Origin of the sequence: Muricoccus vinaceus, assembly GCF_042433125.1 — a bacterium.
Classification (GTDB): domain Bacteria; phylum Pseudomonadota; class Alphaproteobacteria; order Acetobacterales; family Acetobacteraceae; genus Roseomonas; species Roseomonas vinacea.
The window spans coordinates 42,584-56,740 of sequence record NZ_JBHLVZ010000013.1 but is presented as its reverse complement, the minus strand read 5'-3'; the positions used below and the strand labels follow the sequence as shown (position 1 = coordinate 56,740).

The following is a 14,157-nucleotide window of genomic DNA, read 5'->3' as shown; positions in this document are numbered from 1 at the left end:
CATGACACACCAGATGCGCGCAGCCGTCCTCACCGCCCCCGGCCAGTTCACCGTCCGGGACGTTCCCCGCCCAGAGCCCGGCCCCGGGCAGGTCCGCCTGCGGCTGGAGGGCTGCGGCGTCTGCGCCTCCAACCTCACGCCGTGGTCCGGCCCGGACTGGATGCGCTTTCCCACCGAGCCCGGCGACCTCGGCCACGAGGCCTGGGGCGTGGTGGACGCGGTGGGGGAGGGGGTGGATGGCCTGTCCCCCGGCGATCGCGTGGCCGCGCTCACCTATCGCGGCTACGCCGAATACGACATCGCCGACGCCGCCAACGTGGTCCCCCTGCCGGCATCGCTCGCGGGCCAGCCCTTCCCGGGCGAGCCGCTGGGCTGCGCCATGAACATTTTCCGCCGCAGCGGCATCGTGGCGGGCAACACCGTCGCCATCCTCGGCATCGGCTTCCTCGGCGCCATCCTGACGCGGCTGGCCACCGATGCCGGCGCCCGCGTCATCGCCATCTCCCGCCGCCCCTTCTCGCTGGACCTCGCACGTTCCATGGGCGCCGCCGAGACCATCCCGATGGAGGACCACCACGCCATCATCGAGCGGGTGAAGGCGCTGACATCCGGCACCTTCTGCGACGTGGTGATCGAGGCCGTCGGCAAGCAATGGCCGCTCGACCTCGCGGGCGAACTCACGCGCGAGCGCGGCCGCCTCGTCGTCGCCGGATACCACCAGGACGGCCCGCGCCAGGTGAACATGTGGCTGTGGAACTGGCGCGGCATCGACGTGATCAACGCCCATGAGCGCGACCCGAAGATCTATGTCCAGGGCATCCGCGAGGCCGTGGAGGCCATCGCCACGGGCCGGCTGGACCCCGCGCCCCTCTTCACCCACGCCTACGGGCTGGACGAGCTCGGCACCGCCCTCGACGCCACGCGCGACCGCCCGGACGGCTTCCTGAAGGCCCTGGTGCGCTTTTCTTGATGCTTTCCGGGACCCGCACGCGCCTCGGCTTCCTGGGCACCGGCTGGATCGGGCGCCACCGCATGGCCGCGATCCTCGCCTCCGGCGCGGCCGAGGCCGTCGGCATCGCCGATCCCTCACCGGAGATGGCCGCCGAGGCCGCGAAGCTCGCCCCCGAGGCGCGCGTGGTGGTCGGCATCGACGACCTGCTCGCCCTGCGCCCGGACGGCATCGTCATCGCCACCCCCAGCGCGCTGCACGCCGCCCAGTCCATCCAGGCACTGGAGGCCGGCGCCGCCGTCTTCTGCCAGAAGCCGCTCGGCCGCAGCGCGGAGGAAACGCGTGCCGTCGTGGACGCCGCCCGCCGCGCCGACCGCCTCCTCTCCGTCGATCTCTCCTATCGCCACACCGAGGCGATGCGCCGCATCCGGGAGCTCGTGCGGAGCGGCGAGATCGGCCGCCCCTATGCCGTGGACCTGGTCTTCCACAACGCCTACGGCCCGGACAAGCCATGGTTCCGCGACCCCGCCCTCTCGGGCGGCGGCTGCGTCATGGACCTCGGCGTCCACCTCGTGGACCTCGCCCTCTGGGTGCTGGACTTCCCGGAGGTCACCGGCGCCACCGGCGCCCTCTTCGCGGGCGGCGAGCCGCTGGCCGGGCGCACCGACCGCGTGGAGGACTTCGCCGTCGCGACCCTCACCCTCGGCAGCGGCGCCGTGGTGCGCCTCGCCTGCTCCTGGAACCTCCATGCCGGGCAGGACGCCGTGATCGAGGCCGCCTTCCACGGCACCACCGGCGGCGCCGCGATGCGCAACCAGGGCGGCTCCTTCTTCGACTTCACCGCCGAGCGCTTCCGCGGCACCGCCCGCGAAACCCTGGCCACCCCGCCGGACGACTGGGGCGGCCGCGCCGCCGCCGACTGGGCCGCCCGCCTCGCCGCCGGCGTCCGCTTCGATCCCGCCGCGGGGGAACTCGCCACCGTTGCCGCCGTGCTGGACCGCATCTACGGCCGCTGACTGGCTCCGGAATTCGGGGCGGGCCCGGTGCCCTGGGCCATCGCCTCGATCCGCCGCGCCACCGCCGCCAGCCGCGGCCCGATCTCGCCCAGCACCTGCTCCCGCCCCAGCATGAAGGCCGGCGCCCCGCAGTTCAGCGCCACGATCTCCCCGCCGGGCAGGGCGATGGCCGCCCCCGCCGCGTGCACCGTCGGGTTCCAGTCCCCGAGCGAGGCGGTGAAGCCCAGGCTTTCCCCCATCGCCACGGCATCGAGCAGCCCCGCCCGGATCGCCGGCCATTCCGCCGGCTGCCGGAGCGCGATCTCCCGGTCCACCGCCGCCCGCGCCGCCGGGTCCGACCGCGCGTACCAGGCCCGCCCCATGGCCGTCAGCGCCAGCGGCAGGCGCGATCCCACCTCCAGCTGCAGGGCCACCGCCGTGCGCGGAGAGACGTGCTCCACGTAGAGCATCATCAGCCCGTCCCGCCTGCCCAGCGAGGTGGAGGCGTTGGTTTCCTCCGACAGCGCCCGCATCAGCGGCGCCGCGATCCGCCGGATGCCCATGTTCGCCAGCGCCAGCTGCCCCAGCGGCACCGCCCCCATTCCGAGCTGGTACTTCGCGAAGCGCGGCAGGTAGGTGAGGTAGCCCAGCCGCGTCAGCGTGTGCGTCAGGCGTGACACCGTGGCGCGCGGCAGCCCCGTGCGCTCGGCCAGCTCCTGGTTGCCGAGCATCGGGTCCTCGGCCCGGAAGGCGTGCAGGATGTCGAAGCCGCGGGCGATGGCCGCCACGAACTGCCGGTCCTCGCCCCCGGCCTCCTCTCCCGCTTCCGCCACCGCACGCTTTCGCATCCCGCTCCCCTCCGCGCTTGACCGCGCGCACCCCTCTCCGATACCAAGCCCGGGAACGGCAGAACATATTTCCGCAATGCGGAATATGAGACAAGGCCAGAGAGGAACGCGACCATGCAGCCCGTGACGGCGGCCCTGGACATGAATGGCTGAGGCGGCGCGCCTGCGCCCCTGGCTCGCGGCCTATCCGCCGGGCTGCCGGTGGGACGCGCCGATCCGGCCCGGCACGCTCGGCGCCCTGCTGGACGGGGCCGTGGCCCGCTGGTCCGCGCGGCCGGCGCTGGAATACCGCGGCCGGCAGACCAGCTACGCCACCCTCGACGCCGCCGTGGACCGGCTGGCGGCCGGCCTCCAGCACCTCGGGATCACCCCCGGCCTGCCCGTGGCGCTGCTGCTGCCCAACACGCCCTGGCACCCCGTCTGCTTCCTGGCGCTGGCCAGGCTCGGCGCCCGCGTGGTCCATCTCAGCCCGCTCGATGCCCGCCGGGTGCTGCACCACAAGATGACGGACAGCGGCGCCCGCACCGTGATCACCACGGACCTGCCGGGCATGCTGCCCACGGCGCTCGAACTGCTGGAGTCCGGCATCGCCGACCGCGTGTTGCTGGGCGAGGACGCGGCCTGGGGAGGCGAAGCAGGGGAGGGTGACCCCCGCGCCCTTCTTCTCTCCACCCTCGGCGCCGGGCTCCCCCCGGCGCGCCTGCCGGAGGTCTCGCCCGACGACATCGCCCTGCTGCAGTACACCGGCGGCACCACCGGCCTGCCGAAAGGGGCCATGCTCACCCACGCCAACCTGACGGCCACCGTGGACATCTACCGCCACTGGCAGGATGGCGGCGTGCTGGCCGAGGGCGAGCAGCGCGTCATGGGCGTGCTGCCCCTGTTCCACATCTACGCCCTGTCCAGCGTCCTCCTGCGCCACCTCGCCTGCGGCAACGAGATCCTGCTGCGCCCCCGCTTCGACGCCGAAACGGCGCTGCGCGACCTCCAGGCGCGGCGCGTCACGGTCATGCCGGGCGTGCCCACCATGTGGATCGCCCTCCTCAAGCACCCGGACGCGCCCGGGACGGATTTCTCATCCCTCCGCGCCTGCATCTCCGGCGGCGCGCCGCTGCCCTTCGAGGTCGGCGCCAGGGTGGAGGCCCTGCTCGGCCAGCGCCTGCACATCGGCTGGGGCATGACCGAGACCTCCCCCGCCGGCACCCGCGTGCCCGTGGCGGCCACGCTGCGCCCCGGCATCATCGGCGTGCCGCTTCCGGGCGTGGACATGCGGATCGTGGCGCTGGACGACCCCGCCCGCCCGCTTCCGCCGGGCGAGGCCGGGGAGATCGCCATCCGCGGCCCCAACGTCTTCGCCGGATACTGGAACCAGCCCGCCGAAACCGCCGCCGCCTTTCGCGACGGCTGGTTCCTCACCGGCGACATCGGCCGCATGGAGCCGGACGGCATGTTCTTTCTCATGGACCGCCGGAAGAACATGATCATCTCCGGCGGCTTCAACGTGTATCCGGCGGCCATCGAGGGCGCGATCTACGAGCACCCCGACGTCCACGAGGTGGTGGTGATCGGCATCCCCGACAGCTACCGCGGCCAGTCCGCCAAGGCTTTCGTCACGCTCCGCCCCGGCGCGCCCGAGCTGACGCTCGATGCGCTCCGGGATTTCCTCCGCGACCGCCTGGGCCGCCACGAGATGCCGGCTGCCCTGGAACTCCGCACCGAACTTCCCCGCTCCCCCGCCGGCAAGCTGCTGGCAAGCGCCCTGGCCGCCGAGGAAATGGCCCGGAACGCCCCTCCCAGAGAAAGCCCCCCCGCATGACCGACGCCGTGATCGTCTCCACCGCCCGCACCCCGATCGGCCGCGCCCATCGCGGCGCGCTGAACGCCACCCACGGCGCCGACATGGGTGCCCACGCCATCGGCGCCGCCCTGTCCCGCGCGAAGCTGGAGCCGGAGGCGGTGGAGGAGGTGATCATGGGCTGCGGCTACCCGGAGGGCGCGACGGGCGGCAACGTCGCCCGCCATTCGGCGCTGCGCGCCGGCATTCCCGTCACCTCCGCCGGCCTCACCGTCAGCCGCTTCTGCGCCTCGGGGCTGGAGGCCATCGGCGCCGCCGCCAAGCGCATCATCGTGGACAAGGTGCCCGTCGCCGTCGCGGGCGGCGTGGAATCCATCTCCCTCGTGCAGCCCACGGTGAACCGCAACCACTACCGCAACGCCTGGCTGGAGGCGAACAAGCCCTCCATCTACGACACCATGATCGACACGGCGGACCTCGTGGCCGAGCGCTACGGCATCTCCCGCGAGGCGCAGGACGAGTTCGCGCTGGAAAGCCAGCGCCGCACCGCCAGCGCCCAGCAGGCCCGCCGCTTCGACGGCGAGATCGTGCCGATCACCGCCACCATGAACGTGACGGACAAGGCCACCGGCCAGATACGCCAGCAGGAGATCACCCTCGACAAGGACGAGGGCAACCGCCCCGACACCTCCATCGAGGGCCTGTCCAAGCTCAAGCCGGTGAAGGAAGGGAAGTACGTCACCGCCGGCAACGCCAGCCAGCTCTCGGACGGCGCCAGCGCCAGCGTGCTGATGTCCTCCGACGAGGCCGCCCGCCGCGGCCTCTCGCCGCTCGGCATCTTCCGCGGCCTCGCGGTGGCCGGCTGCGAGCCGGAGGAGATGGGCATCGGCCCGGTCTTCGCCGTGCCGCGCCTGCTCGCCCGCCACGGCCTGAAGGTCGAGGACATCGGGCTGTGGGAGCTGAACGAGGCCTTCGCCTCCCAGTCCATCTACTGCCGCGACAAGCTCGGGATCGACCCGGAGCTGGTCAACGTCAACGGCGGTGCCATTTCCATCGGCCACCCCTTCGGCATGAGCGGCGCGCGCCTCGTCGGCCACGCCCTGATCGAGGGCCGCCGCCGCGGGGTGCGCTTTGCCGTTGTGACCATGTGCGTCGCGGGCGGCCAGGGCGCCGCCGGCCTGATCGAGATCGCGTAAGGAGAGCCCCCGATGGACCTGCGCTTCACCCCCGAGGAGATCGCCTTCCGCGACGACCTCCGTCGCTTCTTCCGCGAGAAGGTGCCCGCCGAGATCCGCCGCAAGGTGGCCGAGGGCCGCCACCTGCACCGGGACGACATCGTCACGTCGCAGCGCATCCTGAACGCGGCGGGGCTGGCCACCCCCAACTGGCCGGTGGCCTGGGGCGGCAAGGAATGGTCGCCCGTGCAGCGCTACATCTTCACCGAGGAAATGCAGCGCGCCGCCGTTCCCCTGCCGCTGCAGTTCAACGTCTTCATGGTCGGCCCGGTCATCGCGGCCTTCGGCTCGGAGGAGCAGAAGCAGAAGTTCCTGCCCGCCACCGCCAACCTCGACATCTGGTGGTGCCAGGGCTTCTCCGAGCCCGGCGCGGGATCGGACCTCGCCTCGCTGCGCACCACCGCGGAGAAGCGCAACGGCAACTACGTCGTGTCCGGCCAGAAGGCCTGGACCACGCTCGGCCAGCACGCCGACTGGATCTTCTGCCTCGTCCGCACGGACAGGGAGGCGAAGAAGCAGCGCGGCATCTCCTTCCTGCTGATCGACATGAAGACGCCGGGCATCACGGTGCGCCCCGTCATCACCATCGACGGCGCGCACGAGGTGAACGAGGTCTTCTTCGATGAGGTGGAGGTTCCCGCCGAGAACCTGGTGGGCGAGGAGAACCGCGGCTGGGACTACGCCAAGTTCCTTCTCGCCAACGAGCGCACGGGCATCGCGCGCATCGGCCTGTCCAAGCAGCGCCTCGCCCGCGCCAAGCGCCTTTCGCGCGAGACCGAGGCCGGCGGCCGCACGCTTTGGGACGACACCGACTTCCGCCGCCGCGTCGCCGAGATCGAGGTGGGGCTGAAGGCGCTGGAGATCACCCAGATGCGGGTCGTCGCCAACCAGCGCCACCGCGACGCCGACAAGCCCGATCCCGCCTCCTCGATCCTCAAGATCAAGGGCTCCGAGCTGCAGCAGGCCACCACGGAGCTCCTGTTGGAGGTCGCCGGCCCCTACGCCCTGCCCGCGCCCGAGCACGACCGGCCGGAAGGCTGGAACGAGCCCGCCGTCTCGCCGGACTGGGCCGATGCCGCGGCGCCGCTCTACTTCAACTACCGCAAGGTCTCGATCTACGGCGGCTCGAACGAGATCCAGCGCAACATCATCGCCAAGGCCTTCCTGGGTCTCTGAAGGGAAACCGCGCGTGGACTTCGACCTGACGGAGGAGCAGCGGCTCCTCAAGGAAAGCATCGACCGCTTCGCCGCCGACAACGCGCGCGACCCCGCCCACGCCATGGCGGCGGGAGAGGGGGAGGCGCTGTGGAACGGCTTCGCCGAGCTCGGCCTTCTCGCGCTCCCCTTCTCCGAGGAGGACGGCGGCATCGGCGGCGGCCCGGTGGAAACCATGATCGTCATGGAGGCGATCGGCCGCGCCCTGATCACCGCACCCTACCTCTCCACGGTGGTGCTGGGCGGCGGCTTCCTCCGGCTCGGCGGCACGGAGGCGCAGCGCGCGGAGTTCATCCCGCAGGTCGCCGATGGCTCGCTCAAGATGGCCTTCGCCCAGCTCGAGCGCCAATCCCGCTTCGACCTCTACGACGTCGCCACCACCGCGCGCCGCGACGGCGGGGACTTCGTGATCGACGGCCGCAAGGGCGTGGTGCTCGGCGGCGACGAGGCCGGGCTGCTGGTGGTCACCGCCCGCACCGCCGGCAACCGCCGCGACCATGACGGCGTCACCCTGTTCCTGGTGGACGCGAACGCGGAGGGCGTCTCCCGCCACGGCATGCCCGCGCAGGACGGCACCCGCGTGGCCGAGATCGCCTTCGACGGCGTGCGCGTGCCGGCCGAGCGCGTGCTGGGCGAGATGGACCGCGGCCTGCCGCTCGCCGGCCACGTGGTGGATGTGGCGCTCGCCGCCCTCTGCGCCGACAGCCTCGGCGGCATGGAGGAACTCCACCGCATGACCGTGGACTACCTCAAGCAGCGCCAGCAGTTCGGCGTCACCATCGGCTCGTTCCAGGCCTTGCAGCACCGCGCGGCGGACATGCTGGTGGCGGTGGAGCAGGCACGCTCCATGGCGATCTTCGCCGCCATGATGGCGGAGGAGCCGGAGGCGCGCGAGCGTCGCCCCGCCATGGCCGCCGCCAAGGCCCAGGTGAACCGCTCCGCCCGCCTCGTCGGGCAGGAAGCGGTGCAGCTCCATGGCGGCATCGCCATGACCTGGGAATACAAGGCCGGCCACTACTTCAAGCGCCTGACCGCCGCCGAATCCCTGTTCGGGGACACCGACCACCACCTGCGCGAGGTGGCCGAGGCCGGTGGGCTGGTCGAAGAGATCTGACGCAGGACGATGGGCCGAATGGCCTGACGAGGAGACGACCCATGTTCACCCCCACCATCGGCCGCCCCACCGGACGGCGAGGTGCGCTCGCGCTCGGCGCTGGCGTCGCGGCCCTCGCGCGCCCGGCCCTCGCCCAGGGCCGCTTCCCCGACCGCCCGATCCGCCTGATCGTGCCCTGGGGGCCCGGCGGCTCCACCGACATCCTGATGCGCGCCCTGGCCGACGCCGCCTCCCGCCGCCTCGGCCAGCCCGTGGTGGTGGAAAACCGCGCGGGCGCGGGCGGCATCCTCGGCGCCCAGCTTCTCGCGGGAAACACGCGGCCGGACGGCTACACGCTGTCGCAGATCCCCATCTCGGTGTTCCGCTACCCGCAGATGGTGCCGCGCCCGCCCTTCGACCCGATGAAGGACTTCACCTATATCGCCCAGATCACAGGCTACCTCTTCGGCGTGGTGGTGAAGGCGGACGCCCCCTGGCAGACCTTCCGGGAGCTGATCGCCTACGCGAAGGCGAACCCCGGCAAGATCAATTACGGCACCCCGGGCTCCGGCACCTCGCTCCACATCACCATGGAGCAGGTGGCGGCCAAGGAGGGCATCGAGTGGGTGCAGGTTCCCTATCGCGGCGCGGCGGAGAACCTGCAATCCACCCTGTCGGGCAACACCCAGGTTTCCGCCGAAACCAGCGGCTGGTCGGAACTCGTCGCCGCAGGACAGCTCCGCCTGCTCTGCACCTGGGGGCCCGAGCGCGCGAAGCGCTTCCCCGACGCGCCGACGCTGAAGGAACTCGGCCTCGACATCGTCTCGACCTCGCCCTACGGCATCGGCGGCCCGGCCGGCATGGACCCCGCGATCGTCCGTGCCCTGGAGGAAGCCTTCCGCGAGGCCGCCCAGGACCCCGCCCATGTCGCGGTGCTGGAACGCTACGACATGTCTCCCGCCTTCCTCGGCAGCGCCGACTACACCGCCGCCGCGCGGGCGCAGTACGAGGAGGACGGCGCCATGATCCGCCGCCTCGGGCTCAAGGCGAGCTGAAGGCAGGGGCCGGGGGAGGCGTGCCTCCCCCGTGACCCTCACCCGCCCGGTTCACCCCCCTCGGGCCCGTTCGAGCACCGCCTGCGCATCCGCCGCATCGCCCGCCCAGGCCACGAACTGGTCGGGCCGCACCAGCACGTTCGCCGCCGCGTAATTCTCCCGCGCCTTGTCCCCCAGCGCGATCACGTCCAGCGGCAGGCGCATCTCCTCCGCCGCCGCGCGGAACTGCCGCGCGACCGGGCCGTCCGGCTCCGCGGCCAGCAGCGCGAAGCCCAGGCCCAGCGCCTCGTAAACATTCTCCCCCGACGCCACCGGCTGCGGCGCCAGGTGATGCCCCGGGCGTGCCGCGAGGCTGTGCGACCCCACCGCGCCCGGCTTGCCCGCCGGCCCCAGCACGATCGGTGAGCCCTCGTAGTTCGGCTCGAAGGACGCGACCTCCGTGGCCGCGCCGGAGGTCCGTGCCGCCCAGCCCGCCTCGAACGCCGCGCGGTCGCGCAGCGGGTCGTGCTCCGCCAGGAAGTCGCGGTCCACGTGGATCGACCTCTCGATGAAGTCCCCGGCCGTGGAGGCGAAGACCGGCCGCCGCTCCGCGTCGTAGGTATCGAGCAGCCCCGGCGGCGCCCAGCCCCCGAAGCTGGCCGCCAGCTTCCAGCCCAGGTTCACGGCGTCCTCCAGCCCCGTGTTGATGCCGTAGCCGCCATAGGGCGGGTGGCTGTGCGCGGCGTCGCCCGCCACGAACAGGCGGCCGCGCCGGTACTGGTCCGCGATGGCGAAGCGCAGGTCCCAGAAGCCGATATGCTCGAAGGCCACGTCGAATTCCGCGCCGGCCGCGCGATGCAGCAGGGCGGTGAAGTCCATGCTGTCCTTCGTGGTGCCCGCCGGCACCGGCGCGTGGAAGAACCAGGTGGTGCCGAGGTCCACCCGCCCGAAGAACTGCCAGTAGCCCTCCAGGTCAGGGTGCAGCACGTTGTAGAAGGACTTGCCGGGATAGCGCTTGAGCAGCTCGTGCAGCCCCGTGGAGCGGAACACCAGCAGCACCATCAGCCGGTCGTGGTCGGACCGCGTCTGCGTGATGTCCGCCGCCTCCCGCACGGTGGACTTGCTGCCGTCGCATCCCACGGCATAGGCCGCGCGCAGCACCCGCCGCCCGCCGCCCTTGCGCTCGGCGACGGTGACGGTGACGCCCTCCGCGTCCTGCTCCACGCCTTCGGCGGTCCAGCCATACAGCGTGGTGATCTCCGGCAGTTCCGCCGCCCGCGCGCGCAGCACCGCCTCGGTCGCGTATTGCGGCAGGCGCTCGTTGCCCTTGAAGTAGAACTGCTGCACCAGCTCCCGCTTCAGCCAGTCGTGCTGGTAGTCGCCCAGCAGCGTGCCATAGGCCGTCAGCCCACCCATGCCGTATTCCGGGGGAATGGTCCGCGCGGCCCGCAGCGCCGGCTCCGCGCCCCAGAAATGGAAGTGCTCCATGGTCCGCTGCGTCAGGTTCTGCCCCTTGGGGATGGGCTGCGGGGAGGGATACCGCTCCACCAGGATCGAGCGCACGCCACGCAGCGCCAGCTCGATCGCCAGCCCCGTTCCCACCGGCCCGCCGCCGACGATGACGACCTGCGTGCTGTCCTGATTGTCTGGCATGGCGTTTCCGGTGCTTCGTTCTTGCTGGCCCGGCAGGGAAACCGGGGCGGGCGAAGCTTTCACAAGCTCCTGCTGCGGTCAAGATCGTCAGACGGCTGATGAGTTTGCGCGATCCCCCTGGCATTCGGCCGCGTTTCCTGCGAACCCATTGCCGTGCCCCCAGGAACCCGAGCGCTGAACGAACAGGATCTCAAGCATCGCCCCGCGCCAGAGATGGCTGCCACAGGCGCTATTGCGGCTCCGGGCGCTGCTGCTGCCCCCGGCGCTGATGCTGCCGCGGGCAACGCCGCTCCCTCCGCGCTGGACGCCATCTACGCGCGGCCCGGCTTCAAGCTGCGCCGCGCCCACCAGATCGCGCTCTCGGTCTTCGCCGAGGAGTGCCGGACCTTCGAGATCACCTCCACCCAGTACGGCATCCTCACCGCCCTGCGCGGGCGCCCCGGGCTGGATCAGGTGGGCGTCGCCCAGGCTCTCGGCCTCGACCGCTCCACCACGGGCATGGTGGTGGGCCTGCTGGAAACGCGCGGCCTGCTCCGCCGGAGCCGCCACGCCACAGACGGCCGCCGCCGCGTGCTGAGCCTGACGGAGGAGGGCGCCCGCCTGCTGGAGGCCATCGCGCCCGCCACCGAGCGCGCCCGCCGCCGCCTGCTCGCGCCCCTTTCCCCCGAGGAGGCCGGGGCTCTTTCCGCCCTGCTGGACCGCCTCCTGTCGCACCACGACGCCCTGGTGCGCGTGCCGCTCATGCGGCCCGAGGACTAAGCACCCCGGACCAGGCACCCCGCACTAGGCACCCGGGCTGAGCCCCTCGATCAGCGGCCTCGCTTCCGCGATCTCCCCGGCCAGGAAATCCAGCAGCGCCCGCACACGGGGCGTGTGCCGGAGGTCCGGATGGGTCAGCAGCCACAAGCCGCTGGCATATTCCGGCTGGGGCGGCGCCAGCCGGACCAGCCCTGGCCAGGAATCCCCGAGAAAGCAGGGCAGGTGGCCGATGCCGATCCCGGCGGCCACCCCGTGGGCCAGCCCGAGCACCGTGTCGAAGCGCGCCGCCAGCCGCTCCGCCGGAACCGCCTCCCGCGCGGCGCGCACCACGCGCAGCCCTGCGAGGTTGTCGCCCAGGCACACCCAGTCCGCCGTCTCCGGGTCAGCCACCGCCGTGCCGTAGAGCGCCCAGGCGATGCCTGCCGCCCGCCGCCCCACCAGCGTGTCCGGCGGGTCGTCGGTGGCGCGCACCGCCACGTCCGCGTCGCGGCGGGACAGGTTCAGCGAGGCATTCCCCGTCACGACATCAAGCCGGATCGCCGGATGCGCCCGCCGGAAGCGCGCCAGCATCGGCATCAGCAGGTCCGACAGCAGGCTGTCGCTGGTGGCCAGCCGCAGCTCGCCCGAGGGTGCGGGCGCCTGTCCCGCCAGCCGGCGCGTCACGGCGGTGATGTCCTCGTCCACCCGCGCGGCCAGGGCGGCCACTTCCTCCCCGGCGGGGGTGAGGGCGTAGCCGGCGCGGTGTCGCTCGAACAAGGGCGTGCCCAGCACCGCCTCCACCGCCCGCAGGCGCCGGAACACAGTGGAATGGTCGATGCCCAGCTGCGCCGCCGCCGCCGGCAGGTTGCGCGTTTCCGCCACCGCGTTGATCAGGCGGAAGTCGTCCCAGGCAAGGGTTCTGGCGGCGTCCTTCACGAGTATCCCCAAACGCGAGGCCGGCGGCACCGAAGCGTGCCGCCGGCAGGTTGCAGGATTCTAGGGGCGTCAGGCCACGGCGGCGAGGTCCCGCCGCGGCGCCGGCACGGGCGTCCCGCGCAGGGCCAGGGCGCCATCGCCGGCCAGGGCCTGCACCAGCGCCGCGACGGCCAGGAAGGCCGGGTACTCCCAGCCGCCATTGGGTGCGTTGAACACCCAGCCATTGCCGGAATGCACCACCAGCGCGCCCAGCAGCACCGGCAGCAGCGCCACGGAAACGACGCGGGCGTAGACGCCGAGCAGGATCGCGGCGCCCCCGATCGCCTCGGCCAGCACGATCGGCCAGGCCAGCCCGGCGGGCAGGCCCACCTGCCCGAGGAAGCCGGCGAAGCCCGCCATGGTGAAGACGGAAACCTTCAGCCAGGCATGGGCAAGAAACATCACCCCCAGCGAGACGCGCAGGAGGAGGAGGGCATAGGGAGCAAAGCGGGTGTCGATCACGGAGGAACACTCCATTCGGGTTGCGAAACTGGCCCGAAGAATGGCTGCCGGCGATCCGCAATGCCATGACCGGTTCGACAAGGATGGGATTGCACCAGCGCAATCGGTTTTGGCTGGCTTCCCACCGGCGAAAGGCCATTTGCTGCACCCAGACGAAGCGCCCCCCGGTGCTTTCCCCAGCGGAGTTCAGTCCCCCATGACCCAGAACGGCATCCATCACGTCACCGCCATCGCCGGCAGCGCGCAGGGCAACCTCGACTTCTACACCCGCGTGCTCGGCCTCCGGCTGGTCAAGAAGACCGTCAACTTCGACGACCCCGGCGCCTACCACTTCTACTACGGCGACGCCGCGGGCAGCCCCGGCACGATCCTGACCTTCTTCCCCTGGGAGAACGCGGCACCCGGCCGCGCCGGGGCGGGCGAGTTGCAGGAAACCGCCTTCCGCATCCCGCAATCCGCCATCGGCTTCTGGACACAGCGCCTGGTGAACCACGGGCTGGAGCGCAGCACCCGTTTCGGCGAGACGGTGCTTTCCTTCCGCGACCCCGACGGCCTGCGCCTGTCCCTCGTCGGCCTTCCGGGCATCGGGGGCGAGCCCGCCTGGGAAAGCGAGGGCATCCCGGCCGAGGCGGCCATCCGCGGCTTTCACGGCGTCACCCTGATGCTCGACCGCACGGAGAACACGGGCGCCATCCTGTCCGACGTGTTCGGCTTCGCCGAGGCCGGGCGCGAGGGCGACACCACCCGCTACCGGGCCGAGGGCACGGCGCTGGGCGGCATCGTGGACCTGCGGGCGGTGGGCGGCTTCCTGCCGGCCCGCATGGGGCGCGGCTCCGTCCACCACCTCGCCTTCCGCGCCGCCGACGACGCGGCGCAGGCGGAGATGGTGCGCAAGCTCGCCGACAATCACGGCCTGCGCACCACCGAGCAGAAGAACCGCGACTACTTCCGCTCCGTCTACTTCCGCGAGCCCGGCCACGTGCTGTTCGAGATCGCGACCGACATCCCCGGCTTCGCCGTGGACGAGGCCGAGGCGGCGCTCGGCACCGCGCTGAAGCTGCCGCGCTTCCTGGAAGGCCACCGTGCCGCCATCGAAGCCGCGCTTCCCGTCCTCGCCTGAACAAGGGAGGGGCCGCATCCCCGTGATGCGGCCCGCCAAGGGAAC

The 14,157-nt window shown here is 72.2% G+C and carries 13 protein-coding genes; 9 read left to right on the top strand and 4 right to left on the bottom strand.

The window, feature by feature from the left end:
* Positions 1-13 precede the first annotated feature (13 nt).
* Together ACFFIC_RS09310 and ACFFIC_RS09305 are read left to right on the top strand one after the other, a co-directional pair.
* The gene (locus tag ACFFIC_RS09310; RefSeq protein WP_377049897.1) at positions 14-970 is read left to right on the top strand and encodes an MDR/zinc-dependent alcohol dehydrogenase-like family protein; all 957 of its coding nucleotides are present in this window, start codon (positions 14-16) and stop codon (positions 968-970) included.
* Entirely contained in the window at positions 970-1,965 is a 996-nt protein-coding gene (locus ACFFIC_RS09305) for a Gfo/Idh/MocA family protein (RefSeq protein WP_377049935.1), read from the top strand. The genes ACFFIC_RS09310 and ACFFIC_RS09305 overlap by 1 nt, the downstream gene beginning before the upstream one ends.
* Here ACFFIC_RS09305 and ACFFIC_RS09300 read toward each other — a convergent pair.
* A complete protein-coding gene (locus tag ACFFIC_RS09300; protein ID WP_377049896.1) occupies positions 1,953-2,792 on the bottom strand; it encodes an IclR family transcriptional regulator in 840 nt (279 codons plus the stop codon). The two genes, ACFFIC_RS09305 and ACFFIC_RS09300, sit on opposite strands and share 13 nt — an antisense overlap.
* A 145-nt stretch (positions 2,793-2,937) precedes the next feature.
* Here ACFFIC_RS09300 and ACFFIC_RS09295 point away from each other — a divergent pair, with 145 nt between their 5' ends.
* The 5 genes from ACFFIC_RS09295 to ACFFIC_RS09275 are packed head-to-tail and all read left to right on the top strand — an operon-like array spanning position 2,938 to position 9,185.
* Positions 2,938-4,608 (top strand): AMP-binding protein, encoded by a 1,671-nt coding sequence (locus ACFFIC_RS09295; protein WP_377049895.1) that lies wholly within the window; start codon positions 2,938-2,940, stop codon positions 4,606-4,608.
* Positions 4,605-5,783: an acetyl-CoA C-acyltransferase gene (locus ACFFIC_RS09290; RefSeq protein ID WP_377049894.1), complete on the top strand. Its 1,179-nt coding sequence runs from the start codon at positions 4,605-4,607 to the stop codon at positions 5,781-5,783. The genes ACFFIC_RS09295 and ACFFIC_RS09290 overlap by 4 nt, the downstream gene beginning before the upstream one ends.
* A 12-nt stretch (positions 5,784-5,795) precedes the next feature.
* A complete protein-coding gene (locus ACFFIC_RS09285) occupies positions 5,796-6,998 on the top strand; it encodes an acyl-CoA dehydrogenase family protein (protein WP_377049893.1) in 1,203 nt (400 codons plus the stop codon).
* Positions 6,999-7,011: 13 nt separating this feature from the next.
* Positions 7,012-8,151, top strand: coding sequence for an acyl-CoA dehydrogenase family protein (locus tag ACFFIC_RS09280; RefSeq protein WP_377049892.1), 1,140 nt, complete (start codon positions 7,012-7,014; stop codon positions 8,149-8,151).
* A 41-nt stretch (positions 8,152-8,192) separates the two neighbouring features.
* Positions 8,193-9,185, top strand: a complete 993-nt coding sequence (locus ACFFIC_RS09275) for a tripartite tricarboxylate transporter substrate binding protein (protein ID WP_377049891.1) — start codon at positions 8,193-8,195, stop codon at positions 9,183-9,185.
* 51 nt (positions 9,186-9,236) lie between these two features.
* Here ACFFIC_RS09275 and ACFFIC_RS09270 read toward each other — a convergent pair whose 3' ends face one another.
* Positions 9,237-10,817 (bottom strand): FAD-dependent monooxygenase, encoded by a 1,581-nt coding sequence (locus tag ACFFIC_RS09270; RefSeq protein ID WP_377049890.1) that lies wholly within the window; start codon positions 10,815-10,817, stop codon positions 9,237-9,239.
* Positions 10,818-11,030: 213 nt separating this feature from the next.
* Between ACFFIC_RS09270 and ACFFIC_RS09265 the strand changes: the two genes are divergently transcribed.
* Positions 11,031-11,576 (top strand): MarR family winged helix-turn-helix transcriptional regulator, encoded by a 546-nt coding sequence (locus tag ACFFIC_RS09265; protein ID WP_377049889.1) that lies wholly within the window; start codon positions 11,031-11,033, stop codon positions 11,574-11,576.
* 24 nt (positions 11,577-11,600) lie between these two features.
* Here ACFFIC_RS09265 and ACFFIC_RS09260 read toward each other — a convergent pair whose 3' ends face one another.
* Entirely contained in the window at positions 11,601-12,491 is an 891-nt protein-coding gene (locus tag ACFFIC_RS09260) for a LysR family transcriptional regulator (RefSeq protein ID WP_377049888.1), read from the bottom strand.
* Between the two features lie 69 nt (positions 12,492-12,560).
* Positions 12,561-12,992, bottom strand: a complete 432-nt coding sequence (locus ACFFIC_RS09255; RefSeq protein WP_377049887.1) for a DoxX family protein — start codon at positions 12,990-12,992, stop codon at positions 12,561-12,563.
* Positions 12,993-13,188: 196 nt separating this feature from the next.
* Here ACFFIC_RS09255 and ACFFIC_RS09250 point away from each other — a divergent pair, with 196 nt between their 5' ends.
* Positions 13,189-14,112 carry a ring-cleaving dioxygenase gene (locus ACFFIC_RS09250; protein ID WP_377049886.1) on the top strand — a complete coding sequence of 308 codons (924 nt, stop codon included), beginning with the start codon at positions 13,189-13,191 and terminating at the stop codon, positions 14,110-14,112.
* Positions 14,113-14,157 lie beyond the last annotated feature (45 nt).

Coding starts and splice junctions, on each gene's coding strand:
- ACFFIC_RS09310 (WP_377049897.1), top strand. CDS start 14: ATGCGCGCAGCCGTCCTCACCGCCCCCGGCCAGTTCACCGTCCGGGAC.
- ACFFIC_RS09285 (WP_377049893.1), top strand. CDS start 5,796: ATGGACCTGCGCTTCACCCCCGAGGAGATCGCCTTCCGCGACGACCTC.
- ACFFIC_RS09290 (WP_377049894.1), top strand. CDS start 4,605: ATGACCGACGCCGTGATCGTCTCCACCGCCCGCACCCCGATCGGCCGC.
- ACFFIC_RS09275 (WP_377049891.1), top strand. CDS start 8,193: ATGTTCACCCCCACCATCGGCCGCCCCACCGGACGGCGAGGTGCGCTC.
- ACFFIC_RS09250 (WP_377049886.1), top strand. CDS start 13,189: ATGACCCAGAACGGCATCCATCACGTCACCGCCATCGCCGGCAGCGCG.
- ACFFIC_RS09305 (WP_377049935.1), top strand. CDS start 970: ATGCTTTCCGGGACCCGCACGCGCCTCGGCTTCCTGGGCACCGGCTGG.
- ACFFIC_RS09265 (WP_377049889.1), top strand. CDS start 11,031: ATGGCTGCCACAGGCGCTATTGCGGCTCCGGGCGCTGCTGCTGCCCCC.
- ACFFIC_RS09270 (WP_377049890.1), bottom strand. CDS start 10,817: ATGCCAGACAATCAGGACAGCACGCAGGTCGTCATCGTCGGCGGCGGG.
- ACFFIC_RS09295 (WP_377049895.1), top strand. CDS start 2,938: ATGGCTGAGGCGGCGCGCCTGCGCCCCTGGCTCGCGGCCTATCCGCCG.
- ACFFIC_RS09300 (WP_377049896.1), bottom strand. CDS start 2,792: ATGCGAAAGCGTGCGGTGGCGGAAGCGGGAGAGGAGGCCGGGGGCGAG.